This window comes from Borrelia parkeri, from assembly GCF_023035815.1.
GTDB classification, from domain to species: Bacteria; Spirochaetota; Spirochaetia; order Borreliales; family Borreliaceae; genus Borrelia; species Borrelia parkeri.
This window is the reverse complement of the sequence record NZ_CP073159.1, coordinates 547,369-570,154: the sequence shown is the minus strand read 5'-3', so window position 1 is coordinate 570,154 and position 22,786 is coordinate 547,369. Positions and strand designations below refer to the sequence as shown.

The following is a 22,786-nucleotide window of genomic DNA, read 5'->3' as shown; positions in this document are numbered from 1 at the left end:
TTAATTACCTAAATCCACAAAATCTTTAATATCAGAAAGACCAAAGGTTTTAATTCCCAAATTATTGGCTTTTTTCAATTTTAATCCAGGTTTCTCTCCAACAAGTAAAAAATCTAAACTCTTAGTAACTGCCCTATTGAAAATAGCACCTTTTTTAATAATCTTTTCAATAAGAACATCTCTAGAATACCCTTTAAAAGAACCTGTAATACAAAAATTTTTGCCAAATAAAAAAGAATCATCCACAGCATAATTAGTATTACATTCTTCCAATTTAAACCCTAATTCTTTAAAAAAAATAAACTTATCAAGAATAGTCTTATCATTAAAAGCTTCAATAATATTTAAAGCTATTCTCTCACCTATTCCCTTAATCTTTAAAAGTTTGGCAAGAGCAACCTCTTTATTTTTGCAAAGAGTACTAATTATATCAAACGAGTTTAAATTGTTATTAATTAAAACCAATATTGTATTTGCTCCAAGCTCCTTAATTCCCATACCAAGAAGCAACTTTCTAAATGGCCTACCTTTACTATCGCTAATTGAACGCTTTAAATTATCTATTCTCTTAAGATCAAAACCCCTTAAATTAATAAGTCTATCAAAATTTAAAGTATAAAGCTCAATCTCCGAAGATATAAACTTCATTTCAAAAAGGAACTCTATTGTTTTCCCTGAAAGTCCTACAATATTCATGCATTTCTTACTACAAAAATATTTTATTTGCTCAATTATTCGATAAGGACAATGTTTATTTACACAAAAAAGATGTGAACCCTCTTTAATTAAAGCCATTTTACATGAAGGACAATTACTAGAAATTTTAAAACTACCAATCGCAAGCTTTTCTACCACCAATTCAACAGCAGGAATTACATCTCCACGTCTTGAAATCGCAACAACATCTCCAACATTTAAGCCAATAGAGTCTATATAATCTTGATTATGCAGACTTGCATTAGTAATAAAAGCTCCCGCAACAAATACCCTCTCCACATGTGCAACAGGAGTAATTTTGCCACTGCGGCCAACCTGAACGACTATATCAACAATTTTGCTTACGCCTGTGCAAGATTCAAATTTATAAGCTATTGACCACTTCGGATGATGCGACGTATATCCTAAAATTTCCCTTAAAATAAAGCTATCAACTTTCAACACAACACCATCAATTTCATATTCCAAAGAATTTCTTTGCATCTCTATCTTTTTAACATGATTAGTAATTTCTTCTAAGTTTTTACCACCAAAAAATTTACAAAAAGGATTAATTTTAAATCCAAATTTCTTAAGTTTATCAAACGCATCATGATTAGTACTCAATCCCAAACTAGAATATAAAATATCATAAACAAAAATATCTAAAGGAAAACTAGCAACTTCTCTACTATTTATTCTTCTTAGTATACCTGAGGCTAAATTTCTAGCATTAAGATAAGGATTCTTTAATGTGTGATTTATTTTCAAAAAATTTTCCTTAGTAATATAAATTTCACCCCTCAATACCAATTCAACCTTTTCATCAATAGACAAAGGAACATTTTTAATTGTTCTAACATTCTCAGTAACATCATTACCAACCCTTCCATCTCCCCTAGTCAAAGCTCTCTTCAGTATTCCATCTTTATAATAGAGAACAATTGAACACCCATCAATTTTGGGTTCAACTGAGATGCCAGTATAAGACCCCAAACTAGAACCTTCTAAGACCATTTTCTCAATCCACAATAATAATCCCTTAATATCATAAGCCTTATCCAAACTCAATATAGGGAAAGAATGTTTAACCTCTTCAAAATTATTTAAAAGATCGCTTCCAAATTTAAGAGTGGGAGAATCCAAAGTTTTATATTCAGGATACTTACTTTCCAAATCTTGAAGTCTTAAAAGAGCTTTATCATAAGTCAAATCACTCACACTGGGTGAGGAATCAACATAATATTCTTTATTCCATTTTCTGATATTATATCTTAAACATAAAATTTCATCTTCTATATCTTTGATCATAAATTTAACATTGAATCTACCCAAAATTTACATTATATTTTAACAAAATAATGTAAATAAAAATATAAATTTTCAGGGATAAGTTATTGAGTAATAAACTAATTCATTTTAAAATCTAAAGTAAAATACAAAATAGATAATTATGCATGATATCTTTATTTATATTAAATGATATTTAATATGTTATCATGTTAAAATTAAGTAAGGAGTGGGGTTTGGAAAAAAATAAAAAGGCCTTAATAGTTGATGATTCTATTTTTATGCGAAAAAACTTAATCAAGATATTGAAAAAACTAGGCTTTAACGAATTTTTTGAAGCAGAAGATGGAATACAGGCTATTAAAGAATTCGAAAAACAGGAAGAAATTCATCTGATAACTCTTGATATAACAATGATGAGCATGGATGGCATTACAGCCCTTGAAAAAATAAATAAAGTTAACGAAAAACTTGCACGAAAAATGAATGTATTGATGGTTACAGCACTTGGAAAACAAGAACTCATTGCAAAAGCTTTAGAACTTGGAGCAAAAGGATATATTACAAAACCTTTCAAAGAAGAGCAAATAGCAGAACAAATAAAAAGATTAAACTAGGAGAAAATCCTTGATAGCAAAAGAAGAAATCTATAAAAAAACACAAATCAATACATCAAGTCCTATATCAATATTGGTAATGCTTTATGAGAAAGCAATACAAGATTTAGAGCTTGCCAAAGAATTTTATAAAAGTAAAGATCCAACTAGTACAGCAAAAGCAGATGAAAAAGTTTACCATGCACAAGATATCATCATTGAATTAATGTCCACACTAAATTTTGAAGATGGTGGAGATATTTCAAATAACTTATTCTCAATATATTCTTTTTTAAACAAAACATTAGAAAATGTTACATTAGAAAAAAATAGGGATAATATTCAAGAAGTTTTAAAGCATCTTAAAAATCTGCACACAGCTTGGAAAGCATTGCTTAAAAAAGATAATAATATTATTAACAAGAAATTAGGAATCAATATTGTCAACTAATAGAATATTAAAAATATATTTAAAAGATTTAATACTTGAACTAAAAAAATTAAAAGCTATTCTAGAATTTGAAAATGAAAAAATCAATAAAGGAATGCTAAACATATTAAATACCACAAATCCTGCAAAGGATTTAAGCTTAAATTCAATCAATAATTATTATATAACCATAAATTCATGGCTAGAGGGACAAGAACAAATGCAAGAAGAAATTAAAAAATTAATTGGGGACACTTGCTTTTTAAAAGAAAAAATATGCATTCAATATCACAATACACACAAAACTTTAAAAAGTCTATTTGCTCAAAAGACAACAATACCAAAGACACAATTTTCTAAAACTCTCTTTAAATACAATAACCCAATTTTAATAGATATAAAAATATGAAAGAAATTTACCTAATTGATGCCTTAAATATAATATTTAGAAACTATCATGTAATGAAAAACAATCCTTTAACAAATAGCAAAGGAGAAAATGTTAATGCATTTATTGGCTTTTTCAAAACTCTTTTTTTCATAATAAAAGAGAAAAATCCAGACAATCTAATTGTAACTTTTGACTCAGAGACACAAACATTTAGACAACAAAAGTATCCAAGTTACAAAGCAACAAGAGATGCTCCTCCAGATAATTTAATTCCACAAATTTACTGGATCAAAGAAAGTCTAATAAAAGCAAACATCCCAATGTTCGAAATACAAGGATACGAAGCTGATGATCTTATAGCCAGCTTTGCAAAAAAAGCAGAAAGCAACAATTACTTAACTTATATCATTTCTCCAGACAAAGATTTATTACAACTGATGTCGGCTAAAACCAAAATACTTAAAATCGAGAATAGTAGCTTTGTGGAAATGGATAATGATTATGTGATGAAAAAATTTGGAGTAAATAAATCCCAAATCAAAGATTATTTATCCATTGTTGGAGACAGATCAGATAATATACCAGGTATCAAAGGAATTGGGGAAAAGGGAGCTGCTAAGCTACTAAATGAATTTCAAACATTAAATGGAATATACGATAATTTAGATTCTATCAACAATAAATATAGAGAAATATTACTAAGAGAGAGAAAAAATGCCTTTTTAAGTTATGAACTTATTAGTCTTGTAGAAGATCTAGAATTGCCAGCACTTGAAGAATTTAAACTGGAAAACTTAAAAGAAGACATCCTTTCATTATTTGAAGAATATTCTGCAACAACCCTAATTAAATCTTACAAGACTATATTAAAAAAAAGATATGCTACAAATCAAACACAAAAGTCGCTCTTTGAAACCAATATAAATCAAATAGGCACAGATATTTTACAAACAACAACATCACATTCAAATGCTCTTAAAACAATACAAGAAGAAAATATCAAATATGAAACAATATTAAAAAAAGAACAACTTGACTTACTAATAGAAAAACTAAAACAAGCAAACTATATAGCAATAGATACAGAAACAACTTCTCTTAATGTCCATGAAGCGCAAATAATAGGAATTTCAGTTTCATTTAAAGAATTTGAAAGCTACTATATTCCTATAGAAACTAAAGAAAAAAAAACTATTGAAAAAGAATACATAATCCAAAAATTCAACGAATTTTTTAAAGCAAAACCTAAGTTAATTGGTCAAAACTACAAATTCGATTACAAAATACTTAAAAAACATGAATTTAATGTAATCCCACCTTACTTTGATACAATGATAGCAGCATATATTATCGATCCAAACACAAAAGTATCTCTTGATTTCTTAGCAGAAAAATATTTAATGCATAAAAATATCAGGTACGAAGAAATAGTAGCACAAAATGGTACTTTAAAAGACATACCACTTGAGATGGCCTCCAATTACGCTGCTGAAGATGCTGATATTACTTTCAGGTTATTTAAAATTTTTACAAAAAAACTCAAAGAAGATAACCTTGAAAATCTAATGACAGATATAGAAATGCCATTTAGCAATGTCATTACAGAAATGGAAGAAAATGGAATTTATCTCGATAAAGATTATCTAAGACAATATGGCTATGAACTTGATAAAGAATTAAAATTAATTGAAAATGAGATAATAAAAAGTATAGGTATTGAATTTAATCTAAATTCAACGAAACAACTACATACGGTCTTATTTGAAAGATTAAATCTAATACTACCCCAAAATGTCAAGCAAGATTCAACAGACATTAAGGTACTAGAGACAATAAAAGAGCAACATGAATCTATACCAAAACTCATACAATATAGGCAAATCGCAAAACTCAAAAATACATATACAGATAATTTAATAGAGTTTATAAATGAAAAAACAAACAAAATACATACAAATTTTATACAAACAAAAACAGCAACGGGTCGTATTTCAAGTACCTCACCTAACCTACAAAATATTCCAATCAAAGATGAAAAAGGACGTAAAATAAGAGAAGCATTTAAACCTGAGAAAGGCAATATTTTTATTTCTGCTGACTATTCACAAATTGAACTTGTCATACTAGCCCATCTCTCAGAAGACGAATCATTAATTGAGGCATTCAAAAATAAAAAAGACATTCACATAAAAACAGCATCGCAACTCTTTAAAGTAGATGAGGAAAAAGTAACATCTTCCATGAGAAGAATAGCAAAATCAATTAATTTTGGAATAATTTATAGAATGTCATCCTTTAGGCTCTCAAAAGAACTGTCTATTAAAAGAGAAGAAGCTCAAAAGTTCATCGATTCATACTTCAATCTTTATTCTAAAATAAAAACTTTTATACAAAATCAAATAGATTTTGTCAGAAAAAATGGATACAGTGAAACTCTTCTTAAAAGAAGGAGATATATAAAAGAAATTAATAGTCAAAATTACTCAGAACGCTCAGGAGCTGAACGAATAGCAATAAATAGTATAATTCAAGGCAGTGCATCTGATATAATGAAAATCGCAATGATTAAAGTATATAATGAACTTAAAAGTAAAAACTTAAAGGCAAAAATACTCTTACAAGTACATGATGAAATGCTAATCGAATCGCCCGAACAAGAATGTGAAGAAGTAAACAAAATAATCAAAGAAATGATGGAAAATGCCTATCCTTTAAAACTTCCTCTAAAAGTAAATATTGAGACTGGAAAATCATGGGGAGAAATTCATCGATAATTGGCATAACTGGTAGAATATCAACTGGCAAAGATACCGTTTCAAAAATCATTAGCAGTGAATATGGTTTTCACGAAATAAATGTAGATAAAATTGGACACATAGCCCTACACGCAAAACAAGACACAGTAGTCAAGATATTTGGAAAACAAATATTAAATAATAAAAACGAAATAGAAAGAATAAAATTGAGAAATATTGTATTTAATGACAGGAAAAAACTAGAAAAATTAGAAGCAATAACACATCCCCTTATATATAAAGAAGTAGAACAAGTAATATTAAAGAAAAAATTTGATAAAATTATAATTAATGCTGCACTACTTTTTAAATTAAATCTTGCAAAATTCTGCGGGCATATATTTATAACAAAAGCAAATGATGAGATAATAAAAAAAAGACTCAGATCAAGTCGCAATATTGATGAAAATTTGATTATAAATATTCTTACGTATCAAAAAGATATTTTTTTAAATAAAAATATTCTAAATTCAAAAATAATAAATATAATTAACAATGAGAGCTATGAATATCTAAAAAATGAGATTAGGACAAAGATGAAAGAGGTAACATAGATGAGAGATTTTAATGAAAATAATAACAAAGGATTTTTAGTAGCATTAACTTCAATTGTAACTGTTTGTACAATTATATTTCTTGGAATAATTATTTTCTTCCCAAATAAAAACTTAGCCTCAGAAATTGCGGGTAAAAATATTATTTTACAAGAAACAAAAGATGAAAAAGTTATAGCAAGTGAAAATAATGAAGATACTTTAGCAATAACTGATAAGCCAAATGAAATCATAATTGACCTCACACAAGATATCAAACAAGATAAAAGTTTCAATAGTAGTATAAATCAAAATAATAAAAAAATTATTAACAAAAAAGAACCACAAATCATAAATCAACATAAAACTACAAACACACACAAAAAAGAAGAAAAATTGCAAAAAACACAAACAATTGCAAAGACAAAGCAAGAAAACAAAAAAGAACAAAAAAACAATAACTTTGAAAACAAATATGACCCTCGAAAAGAATACTACATACAATTTGCATCACTCTCAGATCCAATCTCTGCTGATAACAATATTCAAGAATTGATAAAATATAAAATAAATGCAAAAATCTATTCAGCAACAATAAACGATAAAGACACCTATAGAGTCAGATCTGGACCTTACAAAACCATATCAGAGGCAAAACTCGATCTCAATAAAATATCAGGCTCAAGTGAGTTTAAGGATGCTTACATATTAACTATTAACAAATAAATTAAAATTAGAAACATACTTATGATATTTCTCTAAATAAACATCATGCATACTAGCATTAAAGGATATAATCTCTTTAAATTTAGCAAGCTTTTTAAATGCCTTATCCAAGCTATCGAACTCCCCTAAGCAACAAAAAGCCAAGATTGCATTACCGATAATCTCGGCATGTTTAAATTCAAACATCTTTAAATCTTTACCAATGATATTCGCTTTTAGTTCATTTAAAAACAAATTATCTGAATTAGAACCACTCACAAAAATGTCTAAAACATCCCTTTTAAAAGATTTAAGCTGAAGTATTTTATTGTAAAAGGAAAAATAAGAGGCTTCAAGAATTGCAATTCCTATCTGTAAAGGATTATCTACTTTTCCAAAAATACCTTTACTCAAATTATCTCTTATTTGCGAATCTATTAAAATATGATCAGAAAAAAGCTCCCTCTTGCTTAAATAAAAATAAACATTACCTGAATCATATACTCTAGAAATCTCTTCAAAAAATTCCTCAAAAGATTTTTTCTTTTTAAAGAATCTATCTTTAAACAATTGAAATAAGTATCCAGAAGGAACTATTCTTCCAATAACAAATAAATTATCTAAAAAATAGGGATACACCAAAGAAAAGTCTGACAAATATGCATCTGAGATAAAATTAAAACCTTCACTTGTACCTGTTCTATTTGATACAATTCCAGAAAAGAATGCCCCACTGCCAATAAGCACGCTTAAATAATCTATTCCAGCATTAATTACTTCTATTCCACTATCAATGCCAAATTCAATACTAGCACTATTAGTAACCCGGCCAGCAACCTCTCCCATCCTTAAGAAAGGGGGAAATTTATTTGTATCAAGATTATGCTCTCTTATTTCAATATCATTCCAAATAAAAGGAATATAAGACAGACTTGGATAGCTTGTAATCAGATTACCTGTAAGCAAATAAATAAAATATTCAAAACAAGATACAAAATATCTAACCTTTTCATAAACTCCCCTCTCAACTGTGCTAAGCACAAAAGGTAAGAAAGATGATTTTCCTCTAAAGTTACCAACCACCTTAGAAGAATTCCAATGTAAAACTTCCAAAGGAACCAAATTTGAATCAAGAGCTATTAGACATGGGGAAATACCACTAATAGAAATACAATCTATTTTTTTATACTTAAAATTAGAAATTATTCTCTTGAAAGCAAAAAGCCATATTTTATAATCAAAGTTTTCAAAATCAACATTGAAATGATCAAAATAATTTACATCAAAACTCTCTAAAACCCCATGATGAGAATTAATTAAAGCGGATTTTAAAGTACTAGTACCAATATCAATACTGAGTACATCCATAAAATTAACTCTTAGAAATCAAATTTTGAATGTCATGACTTCTATCAAGAATTTTTTGCAAACTAACCCTATTGTGAATGGCAAAAATTGCACCTGCAAAAAGATGTGCAACATTAGCTTCATAATACCAAGGTTTACTTATAAGCCTATCATCATGATACACAGCATTTGTCCCAATTATTTTATAAAAATAGCCTTCCTCATAAGCTTTATCAAAATATCTAATTGCATCTCCATTAAAAAATGGGAGACTTATTGCACATATAATCTTCTTAGCCCCCATACTTTTTAAAAGTTTCACAGCCTTAATTAAGGTTCCACCAGTAGCCAAAATATCATCACTCATAAAAACATTTTTACCCTCAACATCTCCTAAAAGTTTAGTAACAGAAATATTAGAATCGTTAACATTATGCGTTACCTTTGAATAATCTCTTTCCTTATAAAGCAAAGCTAAAGGCCTTTTCAGATTAGATGCAAAAAATTTGTTCCTATTCACAGCACCTGTATCAGGAGAAACAACTACCAAACTTGAATCCCTAATATCTATTAATTCAGCTAAAGCATCAAAAATTTCATAAGATGCATTTAAATTTTCAAAATACGTTTTTCTAAAAACATTTTCAATCGCTTTTGAATGAATGTCTAGCGTTAAAATATGTTTAACTCTCAATTCTTCTAAAAATCTTCCAAAAAGACTTGCTGTTAAACCTTCTCTTGAATGCTTTTTATCTTGCCTCGAGTAAGGATAAGAAGGAATGATAACACTAACAGAATTAGCCTTAGCCTGCATGCATGCATCTATTGTGGTCATCAAGTTCATTAAATGATCATTAATTGTCATTACTACTTTTTCATTATTATTGACATTAACTGGATAAGTATTAGAAACATCTTGCACAATAAAAATATCTTTATTTCTTATGGTTTTTAAAATTTCTGCCTTAAATTCACCATTAGCAAACTTAACAAAGTTTACAGGAATTTCCACAGACTCATCAAATCTTAAGTTAGAAAATTCAAGTCCTTCTAAAAAAGGAGACAAAATTTCTTCAAGCTTCAAGACATCTTCTTTGAAACAACTAGAAGTTTGCGAAATTTTTTCAATAACTTCACTCTCACTATCTAAAAATATTTTTTTAAGTTCTTCCATTATTTTATCTGCAAATACTCTTCCACCGGGACAGGCAATAATTCCTATTGATTTCTTAATAAGCAAACCCAATTTTAAAACTCCCTACTTCAAACAGAAACTCTTTACTTCATTGTACATCAATACAAATAATTCACACAAGATTAAGGAAAATCTCTAAAGTTAAAACAGTAACAATTTTAATCATGAATAAATTAAAACTAGCCAATGCAATAAGCATTAAAAATGCAAAAATTTATTATCCACCTAAATAACTCCAAACTCAAAACCTATACCAAACTTAAAATCAGAAAACTTATTATTCTGAATATGCCAACAATAATATCCCTCAAGTACCAAAAAGGCAAATGTAGATCTTGCACCAAGATCCCAACCAAAAATATTATATTCATCGATGATGGAATCCCTAAAAGGGGTAGCCATATTAACTCTAGGTCCAGTAAATAATGCAACAGATCCAATAAAAAAATCTAACCTTGTATAAACTCTAGATTCAATAGCTGCAATGAATGAAAAAATATCATTCAACCGCCCCTTACGATTAACATACCTCAATACATTAAAACTAAATCCAAGTTCAAAACCAAGTGAAAAAAAATCATCAAATTTTGCTCCCATTTGAGAATATCCCCCATAAGTTAAACCTGTCTTAGCAATGTTAACCATATCTGCAAAATCTGCAACAATTTTTTCTCTCGATAAATCAGACATATTACTCTCAAGTTCTTCACCAATATATAAAGCTGTATTATAAAAGTTTGAAATAGTACTAACCGGAAAATCTAGACCAACTCCCAAATTAAGTTCGAAATCAACATCCGAAAAAGCATTACTTGTAATAAATATCAATAAACTCAAAAATAAAATCTTTATCTGCATAACACTTAAGTCCCCCAAAATATTTAAATGAATTTGCATATTAAGATCATTAAAAAACAAATGCCAAAATTAGCATAAAACAATCTTCAACCTTTAATCCTCCAAAACGGACGAAACTATCTCACTTGCATTAGAAGGAATTGTATATTTTAATTCCTTATATTTTAAAATATACTTCTTTGCAGTTTCCATGTCCTTCTTTAAATGATAAATATAAAAAACATTAAATAACGCTTCTTGATTAGCAGGTGCTATTTCCAAAGTTTTTAAATAAAATTTTAAAGCCTCTTCTAAATTTTCCTTTCTAAAATATAGATAAGCTTTTAAATTAATTAACAAAATATTGTCCTGATCATTTTCCAATAAAGATTCAAGCTTTAATCCAGCCTCATCATATTTCTTCAAATTGATATAAGCCAAAATAAAATTATAAGTAGACGCATCATTCACATTAGAATTAAATTTAATAGCTTGTTCATAAAGTTCAACGGATGCCTGATTATTACCAAGCTCCTCATTTAATTTGGCAAGCTTATAATACTCATCTGAAATAGTTTGATAATCTTGAGCAAGAGTTTTACAAGACAATACAAAATAAAAAAAGAAAAAAAATAACCCCTTATACATCAAAGCAAAACCCAAATACTAGACTAAAGTAAACATTAAAATTTTAATCAAACATCAATCAATATCAATGCCTAAATAACTACTGGAATCTCAAATCCAAGGCCAGCCCTTAAATCTCTATATTTAAAATCATTAATAGAAAATAATAATGACGATTCAAAACTAAGAAAGGCTAATCTCAATCTAAAACCTGTCTCAATAACATTAAAAGGATTGGTTACTCTGCCATTACCAATTAAATTCCCTGTATAAACAGGATCTACAACTAAAGATCTATCACCAAAACCTGAAAATAAAGTAGCTGCTAAATAATAAATATCATATTTTATGAATAATCTTGGAATTATTCCTGAACCCAACTTAACAGGATAGGAAGCCTTTAAAAGGTTTAAATTAGGAAACATCATCCTTCCAAGATTCACACCAAATCCAAGTTCAAATCCATAATAAAAATTACTGGTAGCAATAGGAAGACCAATTTGAAAATAACCCTGAAAACCAGTACTAAATAAAGGTGACAATTTTTGCCGCAAAGCATCATTTAAAACAGTCCCTGGAGTAGAAATTTCTTCACATAATCTCAAAAAATCATCTTGATTACTAATTCCAAACTCATTTAATTGACTAAATATTACTTCTTTTAACTCAATAGCACGTTTTGCCGTTTCTTCTAAATCAACTAAAAGTTTTCTTATACTCGATCCAGTCTCACCTAATTTCTGAAGCGTAACCTTGTTGTTTAACTTACTCAATTCACGCAAAAATTTTCTCAAATCATGAGTACTATTCACAAGTGAGTCTAAATCATTCAAATCCGAATCATCCATATTATCCAACTGTGAATTTGGCTCCTTTCTATTCTTAAACAGCTTAATGAGAAGACTTAAATTATTTTGAAAAGAACTATACAAAACAGCTGCACTGTCCTCAAATTCACTTAAACGATTAAGAAAATTATTTTGAAAATTTGTCAAGATAGTAAACAATTCAAAACTTATCAATTTATCTAAAACTGTGCCAGTTTTTCTATTAAATAAAGAAAATGACTCAAGACTAATTTGTGTACTAAAACCCGCTGAGAAATATACAAACTTAGCATAAGATGTACTAAAAGACAAAACTAGTATTATAATAATTAAAAAATTTTTCATATCCTAAGCCCTTACAAGATAATTATATTATAATAACATTTATTGCAAAAAAAATACAATCCAAATTTACTTTTTAAATCAAATTATATTGTTTCCCAATTATCAATTTAAAGGAAAAAAATTAAGAAGGATTCCTATACATTAAGAACCCTTCTTAAATAACTAAGTCAACAACTAAAATTAAAGCTTTTCTTGGTCATACTTATTAAATATATGTTCCGTTAAATATTTACCAACTGATCTTTTCTCTTGTACAAGCTTAGATATTATATTAAAGTGCCTTGGTTCAATCTTAAAATATTTATAGGCTCTTCCGTCCTTAAAAAATACAGAAAGTTCAGACAATGCAGAATCATAATCAACCTGACATATTTTACTCAATTCATGAGATATTGTTAAAGTATTCAAACTTATATCCTCCAATAATTAATTCTTAGGAGTATAAAATATAAAGTAAAGAAAGAGTAAATTCATTAAATATTAAGCATTTTTAATCAATGAAATCAAAATTTACTAAATGATATATTCCTTATAATTAACTGTATATGTTTAATAAAATTTAGTCAAGCAAGTCTATAAATAACTGGACTTTCTCACAAGCTGCAATTGAAAAATAATTAAATTAAAATTAATTTAATTTTATAAATTCAATACGAAAAATCCCCTGCTAAAAAAGCAATTAAATATATTACTTAACTTTTTAGACAATGAAACTTCCTTAAGTCAAAATCGACCAAAACAGTTTAAAATAGACTTTTTTTTAAAAATTATGTAAAATAATTAGGATAATTAGTGTTCTAAGTATATACATCACTCAGGAGGAAAAATATTCCATGGACTATAAAAAATTGCGAAACATAGGTATTAGTGCCCACATTGATTCAGGAAAAACAACACTCACAGAACGTATTCTTTTTTATTGCAACAAAATTCACGCCATTCATGAAGTAAAGGGAAAAGATGGGGTTGGAGCAACAATGGATTCAATGGAACTTGAAAGAGAACGGGGCATCACAATTGCATCTGCTGCAACTCACGTTGAATGGAAAAACCATCCAATAAATATCATTGACACTCCAGGTCACGTTGACTTCACAATTGAGGTTGAACGTTCACTTAGAGTGCTAGATGGCGCTATACTTGTTCTTGACTCTGTTGCAGGGGTTCAATCTCAATCAATTACAGTTGACAGACAATTAAAAAGATATAATGTACCACGTCTTGCTTTCGTAAATAAATGTGACAAAACCGGAGCAAATCCTAACAATGTAAAAGATCAGCTTAAAGATAAGCTTGGTTTAAACTCAGTTTTAATGCAAATTCCAATAGGACTTGAAGATAAACACATGGGAGTTGTGGATCTTGTTTTAATGAAAGCCTATTACTTTGAAGGCAAAGATGGAATAGAAATTATAGAAAAGGAAATTCCTGCTGAGTTAATCAATGAGGCTGAAGAAAAGAGAAAAATAATGCTTGATGCTCTATCTGATTTTAATGATGAACTTATGGAACTTCATATGGAAGGAGAAGATATAGCTGTAGAGACAATATATGATGCCATTAGAACAGGTACTTTGGCTTTAAAATTTTGTCCCGTATTTATGGGTTCTGCTTATAAAAACAAAGGTGTTCAACTTTTACTTGACGCTGTAAATAGATTTTTGCCTTCTCCTCATGACATCAAAAATGTGGCTCTTGACTTAAACGAAAACGAAAAAGAAATTGAACTTAAAACTGATGAAACCTTACCAACTGTAGCACTGGCTTTTAAACTAGAAGATGGACAATACGGACAATTAACTTATGTAAGAATATATCAAGGGATTTTAAAAAAAGGACAAGAACTAATAAATTCAAGAACTTCTAAGAAATTCAAAGTTGGCAGACTTATTAGAATGCATGCTAATAACACTGAAGACATTGAATTTGGAAGCAGTGGGGATATTGTTGCATTATTTGGGATAGAATGCGCATCAGGAGATACATTCTGCGACCCTTCAATTAATTATTCAATGACATCAATGTACATTCCAGAACCAGTAATATCTTTATCAATAAAAACCAAAGATAAAAAATCAGCTGATAACATGGCAAAAGCTCTTGCAAGGTTCACTAAAGAAGACCCTACATTCAAAACTTATGTAGATGCCGAATCAAAAGAAACAATAATACAAGGAATGGGTGAGCTACACTTAGAAGTTTACATTGAAAGAATGAGAAGAGAATTTAAAGCAGAAGTTGAAACAGGAATGCCTCAAGTAGCATACAGAGAAACCATTACAGACAGAGCAGAATTTAACTATACTCACAAAAAGCAATCAGGAGGTGCAGGTCAATTTGGAAGAGTTGCTGGATTTATGGAACCACTTGAGAGTGAAGGACAAACTTATGAATTTGTTAATCTTATAAAAGGTGGAGTAATTCCAACGGAATACATTCCATCATGTGACAAAGGATTCCAAAAGGCTATGGAAAAGGGAACTTTAATCGGCTTCCCAATTGTCGGGATTAAAGTCACAATTAATGATGGTCAATATCACGTTGTTGACTCATCAGACATTGCATTCCAACTTGCAGCAATAGGAGCATTCAGAGAAGCTTATAATAAGGCAAAACCTACAATACTCGAGCCAATAATGAGAGTAACTCTTGAAGGTCCAACCGAATTTCAAGGCAATATGTTTGGTCTTTTAAACCAAAGAAGAGGAATAATTTTGGGATCTGTTGAAGAAGGAAATTTCTCAAAAGTTGAAGCTGAGGTACCTTTAAGCGAAATGTTTGGATTTTCAACAGTTTTAAGATCTTCGACACAAGGAAAAGCTGAATTTTCAATGGAATTCCTAAGATATGGGAAAGTTCCAAGTGCAACATTTAATGAATTATGCAAAAAATTTAACGAACAAAAATAAGGAGGAATCATTATGTTTGAATTAACGCATGAAAAACAAGAAATAAGGATAAAAAACAAATTTTTGGCTCAGGTTTTTGGATTAATGGCAATTGGTCTTTTAATATCTGCAATATTTGCATACACAACATCTGAAAATCCTGCAATGCGAGCTATAATATTCACAAATCCAATGTCATATATAGCAATGATACTTGTACAATTTGGCCTTGTTTATGCAATAAGCGGAGCAATCGAGAAAATATCAAGCGGCACAGCAACAGCTCTTTTTCTAGGATACTCAGCTTTAACAGGAGTAACACTATCTTCTGTATTTATGATATATACTCAAAGTTCAATATTCTATACATTTGGAATTACTGCTCTAACTTTCCTTGCAATGTCCTTTTACGGATACACAACAAGCACAGACCTTACAAAAATGGGAAGCTATTTTATTATGGGATTATGGGGCATCATTATTGCATCTATTTTTAACATATTTTTTAGAAGTTCGGGTCTCAATTTTTTAATCTCAATTTTAGGTGTCATATTATTTACAGGTCTAACGGCTTACGATGTTCAAAATATTTCTAAAATGAATAGAATGTTAGAAGACGGTACTGAAATTAAAAGTAGAATGGCAGTTGTAGCCTCTCTAAAGCTTTACCTAGATTTCATAAATTTATTCTTATATTTACTAAGATTTTTAGGAGAAAGAAAAGATTAAAAGCCAAAAGACAAATTTAAAGTTAATGTTAAAAGTAAAAATGAATGCTTAAATCAAGCATTCATTTTTAGGAGTTAAATTGAGCATAGATACTTTAGAATTTGAAGAAAACAATACCCAAAATGTTATAAAGGGTAATTTTGAATTTGAAGGATATATAGAAAGCAATAAACCAATAATCATTGAAGGAGTACTTAAAGGAATCATCAATTCTACAAGTTCAATATACCTAAGAGAAAAAGCTAATGTAGAAGCAGAAATCAAGTGTAATAATTTCCTAAATCATGGAACAATGAAAGGTAATGTAGAGGCTTTAGAGACAATAAAAATTTATAAAACTGGAAATTTGATCGGAAACATTAAAACAAAGGAACTCTTTATAGATTCAGGGGCACTCTTTAACGGAAATTGTGAAATGGAGGAAAAAAATGATAAATAAAAATTTTTTCTCAAAAATAATTCTCATGTTTTTCTCATGCCTAAGCCTCCTAAATGCACAAGAAAAAGAGGATTCGCTTCTACTCTACAGACAAGGCAAATTTCAAGAAGCTATTCTCAATACCCAAAACGAAATAAAATACAATCCAAATAATTTAGATGCAAGAGTAATACTTATATGGAGTCTAATAGCAACAGGTGAATACAAAAGAGCGGAACTAGCATCCATCAAAGGACTTGAAATAAACAAGCATGATGTAAGAATAATCCAAGCATTAGGAGAAGCCTATTTTTTTCAAGGACAATATAAAAACGCTCTTAAACATTTTCAAAAATATATTAGTCTTGAGCCTAATGGAGCAAGAATAGCTAAGGTATATATTTTAATTGCAGATTCTTTTTACAAACTTGAAAGATATAATGAAGCTGATTTTGCATACGAAAATGCTTTAAGATTTTTGCCAAATAATCAAAACATACTATTAAAGCTTGCAAAAGCAAGGTTTAATGCAAAAAATACAATCTTAGCAAAAGAAATTCTAACAAAATTGCTAACCTTAAATCCCAATCATTTAGAAGCAAAAAACCTGCTAAAAAAGATAGAAAAAAACAATCATAATCCTTGACATTATATTTGTAAGCATTTATCCTATTTATTAGTTTATTAATAAATATAGGGCTGCTAGCTCAGGTGGTCAGAGCATCGGATTCTTAACCCGCAGGTCACAGGTTCGAGTCCTGTGCAGCTCACTTACATGAATTAAGCTAAGAATCTTATTTATTTCAAGGTATTGACATATTATGAAATAAATGGTATAATTAATTTTGGCAAATTTAATTATTTAAGGGCTCATAGCTCAGCTGGTAGAGCATCGCCCTTTTAAGGCGAGGGTCGTAGGTTCGAGCCCTACTGAGCTCAATTTTTTGTCCTCTTCGTCTAGTGGCCTAGGACTCCAGGTTTTCATCCTGGCAACAGGGGTTCAATTCCCCTAGAGGATGTAAATAGAGAATCTCATGAGGTTCTCTATTTTTCATTATTATATATAATTACTATAAATCATTACAATTGTATATAATAATGAAAAATATCCTAGCGATATTAATTTTATTAACAAGTTTCTACATAATATATGCAAACAAAAAACAAATAAAATTTCCGATCAGGCATAACAATCAAAAAAAAATATACTATGATAAAGACAAAATAAATCACGTTGTACTAAATCTTCAGATCAATGAAAATGCAAGCATAGAAATCAACACTCAAGACAAAAATTACTCATATAATATTCCAAAAATCATTAATCAAGATAAAATATTAACAATAGAAATCAAAATGAATAATATTAAATCCATCAATCTAAATAACATTATAATAAAAAATTCAAAGAATAAAACAACAACATCAAATCATCAGAAATTTAAAATATTAATCAGTCAAAATGAATATTTTATTAAATTTAATCTTAACAACAATATGTTTCCCATCATAGGCTTTAAAGCAAAAGAAATAATATTAAGTCCCATAATCACAAACTTATGTTCAGAAAAAGAATCTCAAAAAATAGTATTATCTAATTTTATCAAGTACACATCACTAAACAATAAGAATGATGAAATAAAATATACTAAAAACAACAATATGATTCAAATAAGCGAAATTGGATATATTGACATGAATGCTTACTACGATATAAACAAACCCATAAATTCTGATTTAAAATTCATTTTTAATTATAAAAAAGAAAATTACAGAAGAGATGCATTTGAGCTATTTAAGTTAATAGCAGAACCTGACATATATGTACTAAAATTCAAAAACTTAAACGATCAGTCTTTAATGTTAAAAAGAATTGCATTTTTTATCGAAAAAAAAGGATTTAGAGGAATGTTATTATCAAATAACGAGCTAAAAAATAAAGTAGGATGGAAAGGTCATAATTACAGACTTAAAGATATAATTACATTCTTCAATGTAGCACAAAAATCAAATATCAAACTAAATAAAGAAGAAATAATTTTAAAAAACTTAATTATAATCAACAAATTAGCACATATTGAAAACAATACAATTAAAATAAAAGACAAATCAAGAAATATTGCATTTGCAACTTATGCAGAAGATGAAACTATGTCAAAAACAGCTCAAATGACAATATTTATGCACGAAATCTTACACATGTATTTCTTTACAGACAATAATTTCAATAAAGCAATTTTTAATTTCTGGAATAAAAATGTCTCATCTAAAGACAAAAAAGCTTGGATCAAATTTTTAGACAATAAAGGTTATGATGTTAAATCTCAATATTTAATAATAAACGAATTCTTCACCTATACCACGCAAATTTCAAAAAAAGATATTGCAAAATATTTGACTAACAGCAAATATTTTTCCAAATTTGGACTAAAGAGATACGAAAAATGGGCTATAAAATTAGAAGAATTATTATGGAAATCAAAAGGACTAATAGCCGGAGAACTATTAATCCTTTTTGAAGGCAAAATATAATACATACTAATAAAATTTCAAATTAATTATCCTTTGCTGGAAGTAAAATAATCTCTGTCCCTTGATTAAAATCTATTTTTCTAAACAACATATTTATGATGTCTTTACTTAAAGTATTTTCAATAAATTTAGCACTGAAAGTATCTTTTAAAGCACCATACCAAAGAATTGAACCTAATATCCTTGAAAGCCAATACCCATTAGATTCAGAACGAATATTATTATTTTTAATAATATTTTTCTTAATATAATCAAAATCTTTGTCTACAAAATCTGATTTTTGTTTTTCTAAGATATACTCATTAATAACCTGCAATACACTATCTAAAACCTTAGGTTCAACCGTAAAATACACAGTCATAAACCCATCAGAATTAGAATGTTTTCTAAGTAAATACTCAAAAGAGACTCCTATTGAATAAACACTAGACATCTCCCTTCTAATGGTTTTAACAAGATCTTCAGTTAATAGCGATGCTAAAGCATCATAATTTAAAATATTCTCAGGTGTATAATTAAACTTAAAAGGATACAAAATGTACACGAGACTACTTGAATCCTCACCCTTTTTTATAACTATTCTATCCGTGCTTTTTTTATAAGAATAATCCAAATCTCTAAACTCATTCAATTTCTTTGAATTTAAATTACCTAAATATTTACTTGAAAGATTTTTTATTGTCTCTAAATCAACATCTCCTACAAAGACAAATTTGAAGTTGTTTGCATAAGTAAACCTTTTTTTATAAAAATCTAAAAGAACATCTTTAGATACATTTTTCAAATCAGATTCTTTAATATCTCTCAAACGATAATCATCATTGTTATAAAATCGCTCAATAGCACTATAAAAAAGATGTTTAGAATTATTTTCTCTACTCTTAATTCTTGCTTTTATATCATCAATGATACTTTGTAAAACAACATCATCTATCTTTGGCTCATTAAAGGTAAAGTATATAAGCTTAAAAAGAGTTTCAAGATCTTTAATATCAGCACTACCATTAATGCTTGTCATTTGATCACCAACTGTTGGTGATAAACTTACAATTTTGTCTGACAAATATTTTTCAATTTGAAGCTGAGAATAATCTCCATACCCTGAACTAGAAACTACTCTTGGAGCCAAAGACAAAACAGGTATAAGCTCAGCATTCTCACTTAACAAACCACCCCAAGAAGATGCACTAAAATTGACTACATTTTTCTTATTATCATTATGTTTAAAATAAACTTCAACTCCATTTTCCAGAATAAAGGATGAAATTCCATCGAACAATTCTTTCTCATCAATAATATCTTTGCGTTCCAAAGACTTTTTAAAGAATTCCCCTTGCATCGATACATCATCATAAGGTTTAAATTCTCTCTCTAAAGCAAAATTACGCAATCCTTTCATCTCTTCAAAAGTTAAATTGGGATGAAACTTCTTAGAATAAGAATAAATAATAGCCATATCATCTATGGATGCTTCATTCCTGGCAAAATCTGATATTGTTTTTACACTAATTTTATCTAGATGATCAATAAAAATATCAAAATACTCATCCATATCAAACATTAAATAACCTTGAGATGCTACATCTACTAAAGTATTCGCAATACTAGATGAATGTCGCTTATTGATATTATCCTTGTTTAGTTTAGCAGAACTTATAAGTTTGGATTTGATCTTATCGATCTCCCCCTTTGTAAAACCAAATCTCTTGATTCTCTCAATCTCATAAAAAAATCCTTCAATAGCTTCTTTAAAATGCTCTGGATTAATTTTAAAAGAAATTTCATTAATTAAAATATAATTATCATCTGATTTAAATTGTGAATCAAATTTATCAAAGGACATAAAATAATTTGTTCCAGCAAGCTTTAACTCATAAAATCTATTTACAAAAAGCTCGTCTAATAAGGTTTTTTCAACCAATCTTTTAACATCATCAATAGTACTAAAATTATTCTCAATCTTATTTTTAACAACAAAATTCATACTAGGAAATGGAGTCTCAATATCTTCTATACTTACAAATTTTTTATCAATAATAGTATCCAAACTTATTTTAATCCTTTCAGGCTCACTTACTGGTTTTTCTAACGATGCAAATCGTTCTCTTACCTTCTTTTCAATCTTATCAGGGGCAATATCTCCCACAATAATGATGCTAGTAAGATCTGGTCTATACCATTTCTTATAAAATTTCTTAAAGTCTTCTGATTTAAAAGATAAAATTCTCTCTTCAAGTCCAATAGGAAATCTGACTGCATATTTACTATTATTAAAAATAACCCCAAATATTTTTTCAGCTACCCTACCAGCATAATTCTCTCTACGCTTTTTTTCTTCAAGAATAACATTACGCTCTTTATCTATTTCTACTTCATCAAATTTAACTTGAAAAGCCCAGTTCCTTAACACATTCAAAGCCTCATCAATTTCTGACTCATTACCACCATCTGGCAAATCAAGATGATAATAAGTTTTATCAAAACTAGTATAAGCATTAATATCAGCCCCAAATTTCATCCCAAATTTTTTAAGAACTTCCAAAATACCCTCACTACCAGGATAATCTGTTGTACCCTTAAAAGCCATATGTTCAAGATAATGCGCCAAACCTCTCTCATTTTCCTCTTCGTTTAAAGAACCAACATTAAACAAAATCCCCATATGAACAGCCTTACTTGGAAGTTGATTACCATAAATATAATATTTAAGTCCATTTTTAAGTTGGCCACTTAATAAGTTTTTATCTACCTTTAACTTAGAAGATGAACAAGATAAAAAAAGAAAGACCAAAATTAAAAAGATAAATTTTAATATGCTAATATTGCCAATATGTTCATATTTCATTTTATTTTCCTTGAATTGATTTTTACGTTATAAATTTTTTTAATTTCTCTAAGAATAGATAAAAATCCAAAATCATACCAATCTTTGATACCCTTTAACCTAGCAAGAGGAAACAATTCATAAAATAAAAATAAAAGTTCTCCTTTAGATAACTTTGAAATATCATCAAGGTAAACTCTCTTATTCAATTCCCCAACATAAACAAAAGGTTTCAATTTATCTAAAACAAATTTACTGAAATCAGGATTTACAATACTCATCTCATAAATTTCGATAGTAGTATGCTCATTTGATAAGCTATCATAACTTTTAAAGGATACTGGCTCTAAAATCATAAACTTACCATCTTGAATACCTACATTGCGCCCATCTAAAGTTTTCAAAAATCCATCATTATCATCAAAGTAAACAAAAATATCTAAAGCTTTCGAGGCTTTTAAGACAAACTTCGAACTATTGTAATTTTCTGGGGGTTGTAGAGTATTAATATGTTGAATACCATCCAACTTATTACCACCACTTAAAACCTCAAAACTCATTTCAGACAAAACCTGCTTAGCCAAATCAATATATGTAAAAAGCTCATTCTTTCGGGTTAAATATCTCTCTCGCTCCAATAAGTGGATCACAAATAATAGATCTTTCTTCTCAAGACTGCGATAAAAATCAATACTCTCTAAATTAATCCCAAAACTAAAACCATGAACAAAAAAAATCAGAATAGTTATAAAATACATACCCATATACATATATCTCATAC

20 protein-coding genes and 3 tRNA genes are annotated in these 22,786 nt (G+C 28.5%); 14 read left to right on the top strand and 9 right to left on the bottom strand.

Annotation, left to right across the window (positions count from 1 at the left end):
* Positions 1–2,007 carry an NAD-dependent DNA ligase LigA gene (gene ligA, locus bpSLO_RS02775; protein WP_025407369.1) on the bottom strand — a complete coding sequence of 669 codons (2,007 nt, stop codon included), beginning with the start codon at positions 2,005–2,007 and terminating at the stop codon, positions 1–3.
* 215 nt (positions 2,008–2,222) lie between these two features.
* Here ligA and bpSLO_RS02770 point away from each other — a divergent pair, with 215 nt between their 5' ends.
* From bpSLO_RS02770 to bpSLO_RS02745, 6 genes are read left to right on the top strand one after another with little or no spacing between them, the layout of a single operon-like run.
* Positions 2,223–2,603 (top strand): response regulator, encoded by a 381-nt coding sequence (locus bpSLO_RS02770; protein WP_025407370.1) that lies wholly within the window; start codon positions 2,223–2,225, stop codon positions 2,601–2,603.
* A gap of 10 nt (positions 2,604–2,613) precedes the next feature.
* Positions 2,614–3,033, top strand: coding sequence for a flagellar export chaperone FliS (gene fliS, locus bpSLO_RS02765; RefSeq protein WP_025375548.1), 420 nt, complete (start codon positions 2,614–2,616; stop codon positions 3,031–3,033).
* Positions 3,023–3,421 carry a hypothetical protein gene (locus tag bpSLO_RS02760; protein WP_246989771.1) on the top strand — a complete coding sequence of 133 codons (399 nt, stop codon included), beginning with the start codon at positions 3,023–3,025 and terminating at the stop codon, positions 3,419–3,421. The genes fliS and bpSLO_RS02760 overlap by 11 nt, the downstream gene beginning before the upstream one ends.
* Positions 3,418–6,177, top strand: a complete 2,760-nt coding sequence (polA, locus tag bpSLO_RS02755; RefSeq protein ID WP_246989769.1) for a DNA polymerase I — start codon at positions 3,418–3,420, stop codon at positions 6,175–6,177. Before bpSLO_RS02760 ends, polA begins: the two co-directional genes overlap by 4 nt.
* Positions 6,156–6,752 (top strand): dephospho-CoA kinase, encoded by a 597-nt coding sequence (coaE, locus tag bpSLO_RS02750; protein WP_025375545.1) that lies wholly within the window; start codon positions 6,156–6,158, stop codon positions 6,750–6,752. Before polA ends, coaE begins: the two co-directional genes overlap by 22 nt.
* Entirely contained in the window at positions 6,753–7,457 is a 705-nt protein-coding gene (locus tag bpSLO_RS02745) for an SPOR domain-containing protein (protein ID WP_025375544.1), read from the top strand.
* Here bpSLO_RS02745 and bpSLO_RS02740 read toward each other — a convergent pair.
* The 6 genes from bpSLO_RS02740 to bpSLO_RS02715 all read right to left on the bottom strand — a co-directional run bounded on the left by bpSLO_RS02740 (position 7,440) and on the right by bpSLO_RS02715 (position 13,022).
* Positions 7,440–8,804 carry an FGGY-family carbohydrate kinase gene (locus bpSLO_RS02740; RefSeq protein ID WP_025407371.1) on the bottom strand — a complete coding sequence of 455 codons (1,365 nt, stop codon included), beginning with the start codon at positions 8,802–8,804 and terminating at the stop codon, positions 7,440–7,442. The two genes, bpSLO_RS02745 and bpSLO_RS02740, sit on opposite strands and share 18 nt — an antisense overlap.
* A gap of 4 nt (positions 8,805–8,808) precedes the next feature.
* On the bottom strand, positions 8,809–10,029 hold the full coding sequence (locus bpSLO_RS02735) for a ribose-phosphate pyrophosphokinase (protein WP_011772486.1): 1,221 nt from the start codon (positions 10,027–10,029) through the stop codon (positions 8,809–8,811).
* Between the two features lie 174 nt (positions 10,030–10,203).
* Entirely contained in the window at positions 10,204–10,836 is a 633-nt protein-coding gene (locus bpSLO_RS02730; RefSeq protein WP_025375542.1) for a hypothetical protein, read from the bottom strand.
* A gap of 93 nt (positions 10,837–10,929) precedes the next feature.
* Positions 10,930–11,463, bottom strand: coding sequence for a hypothetical protein (locus bpSLO_RS02725; RefSeq protein ID WP_025375541.1), 534 nt, complete (start codon positions 11,461–11,463; stop codon positions 10,930–10,932).
* A gap of 71 nt (positions 11,464–11,534) precedes the next feature.
* On the bottom strand, positions 11,535–12,614 hold the full coding sequence (locus bpSLO_RS02720) for a hypothetical protein (RefSeq protein ID WP_025375540.1): 1,080 nt from the start codon (positions 12,612–12,614) through the stop codon (positions 11,535–11,537).
* 180 nt (positions 12,615–12,794) lie between these two features.
* Positions 12,795–13,022 (bottom strand): KTSC domain-containing protein, encoded by a 228-nt coding sequence (locus tag bpSLO_RS02715; protein WP_025375539.1) that lies wholly within the window; start codon positions 13,020–13,022, stop codon positions 12,795–12,797.
* A gap of 425 nt (positions 13,023–13,447) precedes the next feature.
* Here bpSLO_RS02715 and fusA point away from each other — a divergent pair, with 425 nt between their 5' ends.
* From fusA to bpSLO_RS02675, 8 genes are all read left to right on the top strand, one after another.
* Positions 13,448–15,523, top strand: a complete 2,076-nt coding sequence (gene fusA / locus bpSLO_RS02710; protein ID WP_025407372.1) for an elongation factor G — start codon at positions 13,448–13,450, stop codon at positions 15,521–15,523.
* Between the two features lie 12 nt (positions 15,524–15,535).
* A complete protein-coding gene (locus tag bpSLO_RS02705; protein ID WP_025375537.1) occupies positions 15,536–16,231 on the top strand; it encodes a Bax inhibitor-1/YccA family protein in 696 nt (231 codons plus the stop codon).
* 79 nt (positions 16,232–16,310) lie between these two features.
* Positions 16,311–16,670, top strand: a complete 360-nt coding sequence (locus bpSLO_RS02700; RefSeq protein ID WP_025375536.1) for a bactofilin family protein — start codon at positions 16,311–16,313, stop codon at positions 16,668–16,670.
* A complete protein-coding gene (locus bpSLO_RS02695) occupies positions 16,660–17,295 on the top strand; it encodes a tetratricopeptide repeat protein (protein WP_025407373.1) in 636 nt (211 codons plus the stop codon). Before bpSLO_RS02700 ends, bpSLO_RS02695 begins: the two co-directional genes overlap by 11 nt.
* 50 nt (positions 17,296–17,345) lie before the next feature.
* Positions 17,346–17,419, top strand: a tRNA-Lys gene (locus bpSLO_RS02690).
* A 96-nt stretch (positions 17,420–17,515) separates the two neighbouring features.
* Positions 17,516–17,588: transfer RNA gene (locus bpSLO_RS02685), tRNA-Lys, on the top strand.
* A 7-nt stretch (positions 17,589–17,595) separates the two neighbouring features.
* Positions 17,596–17,668, top strand: a tRNA-Glu gene (locus bpSLO_RS02680).
* Positions 17,669–17,747: 79 nt separating this feature from the next.
* The gene (locus tag bpSLO_RS02675; protein WP_025407374.1) at positions 17,748–19,181 is read left to right on the top strand and encodes a hypothetical protein; all 1,434 of its coding nucleotides are present in this window, start codon (positions 17,748–17,750) and stop codon (positions 19,179–19,181) included.
* 22 nt (positions 19,182–19,203) lie between these two features.
* On the opposite strand, the gene bpSLO_RS02670 is transcribed toward bpSLO_RS02675, so the two are convergent.
* Together bpSLO_RS02670 and bpSLO_RS02665 are read right to left on the bottom strand one after the other, a co-directional pair.
* A complete protein-coding gene (locus bpSLO_RS02670) occupies positions 19,204–22,026 on the bottom strand; it encodes a M16 family metallopeptidase (protein WP_025375533.1) in 2,823 nt (940 codons plus the stop codon).
* Positions 22,023–22,769 (bottom strand): hypothetical protein, encoded by a 747-nt coding sequence (locus bpSLO_RS02665; RefSeq protein ID WP_025375532.1) that lies wholly within the window; start codon positions 22,767–22,769, stop codon positions 22,023–22,025. Before bpSLO_RS02665 ends, bpSLO_RS02670 begins: the two co-directional genes overlap by 4 nt.
* Positions 22,770–22,786: the final 17 nt, after the last annotated feature.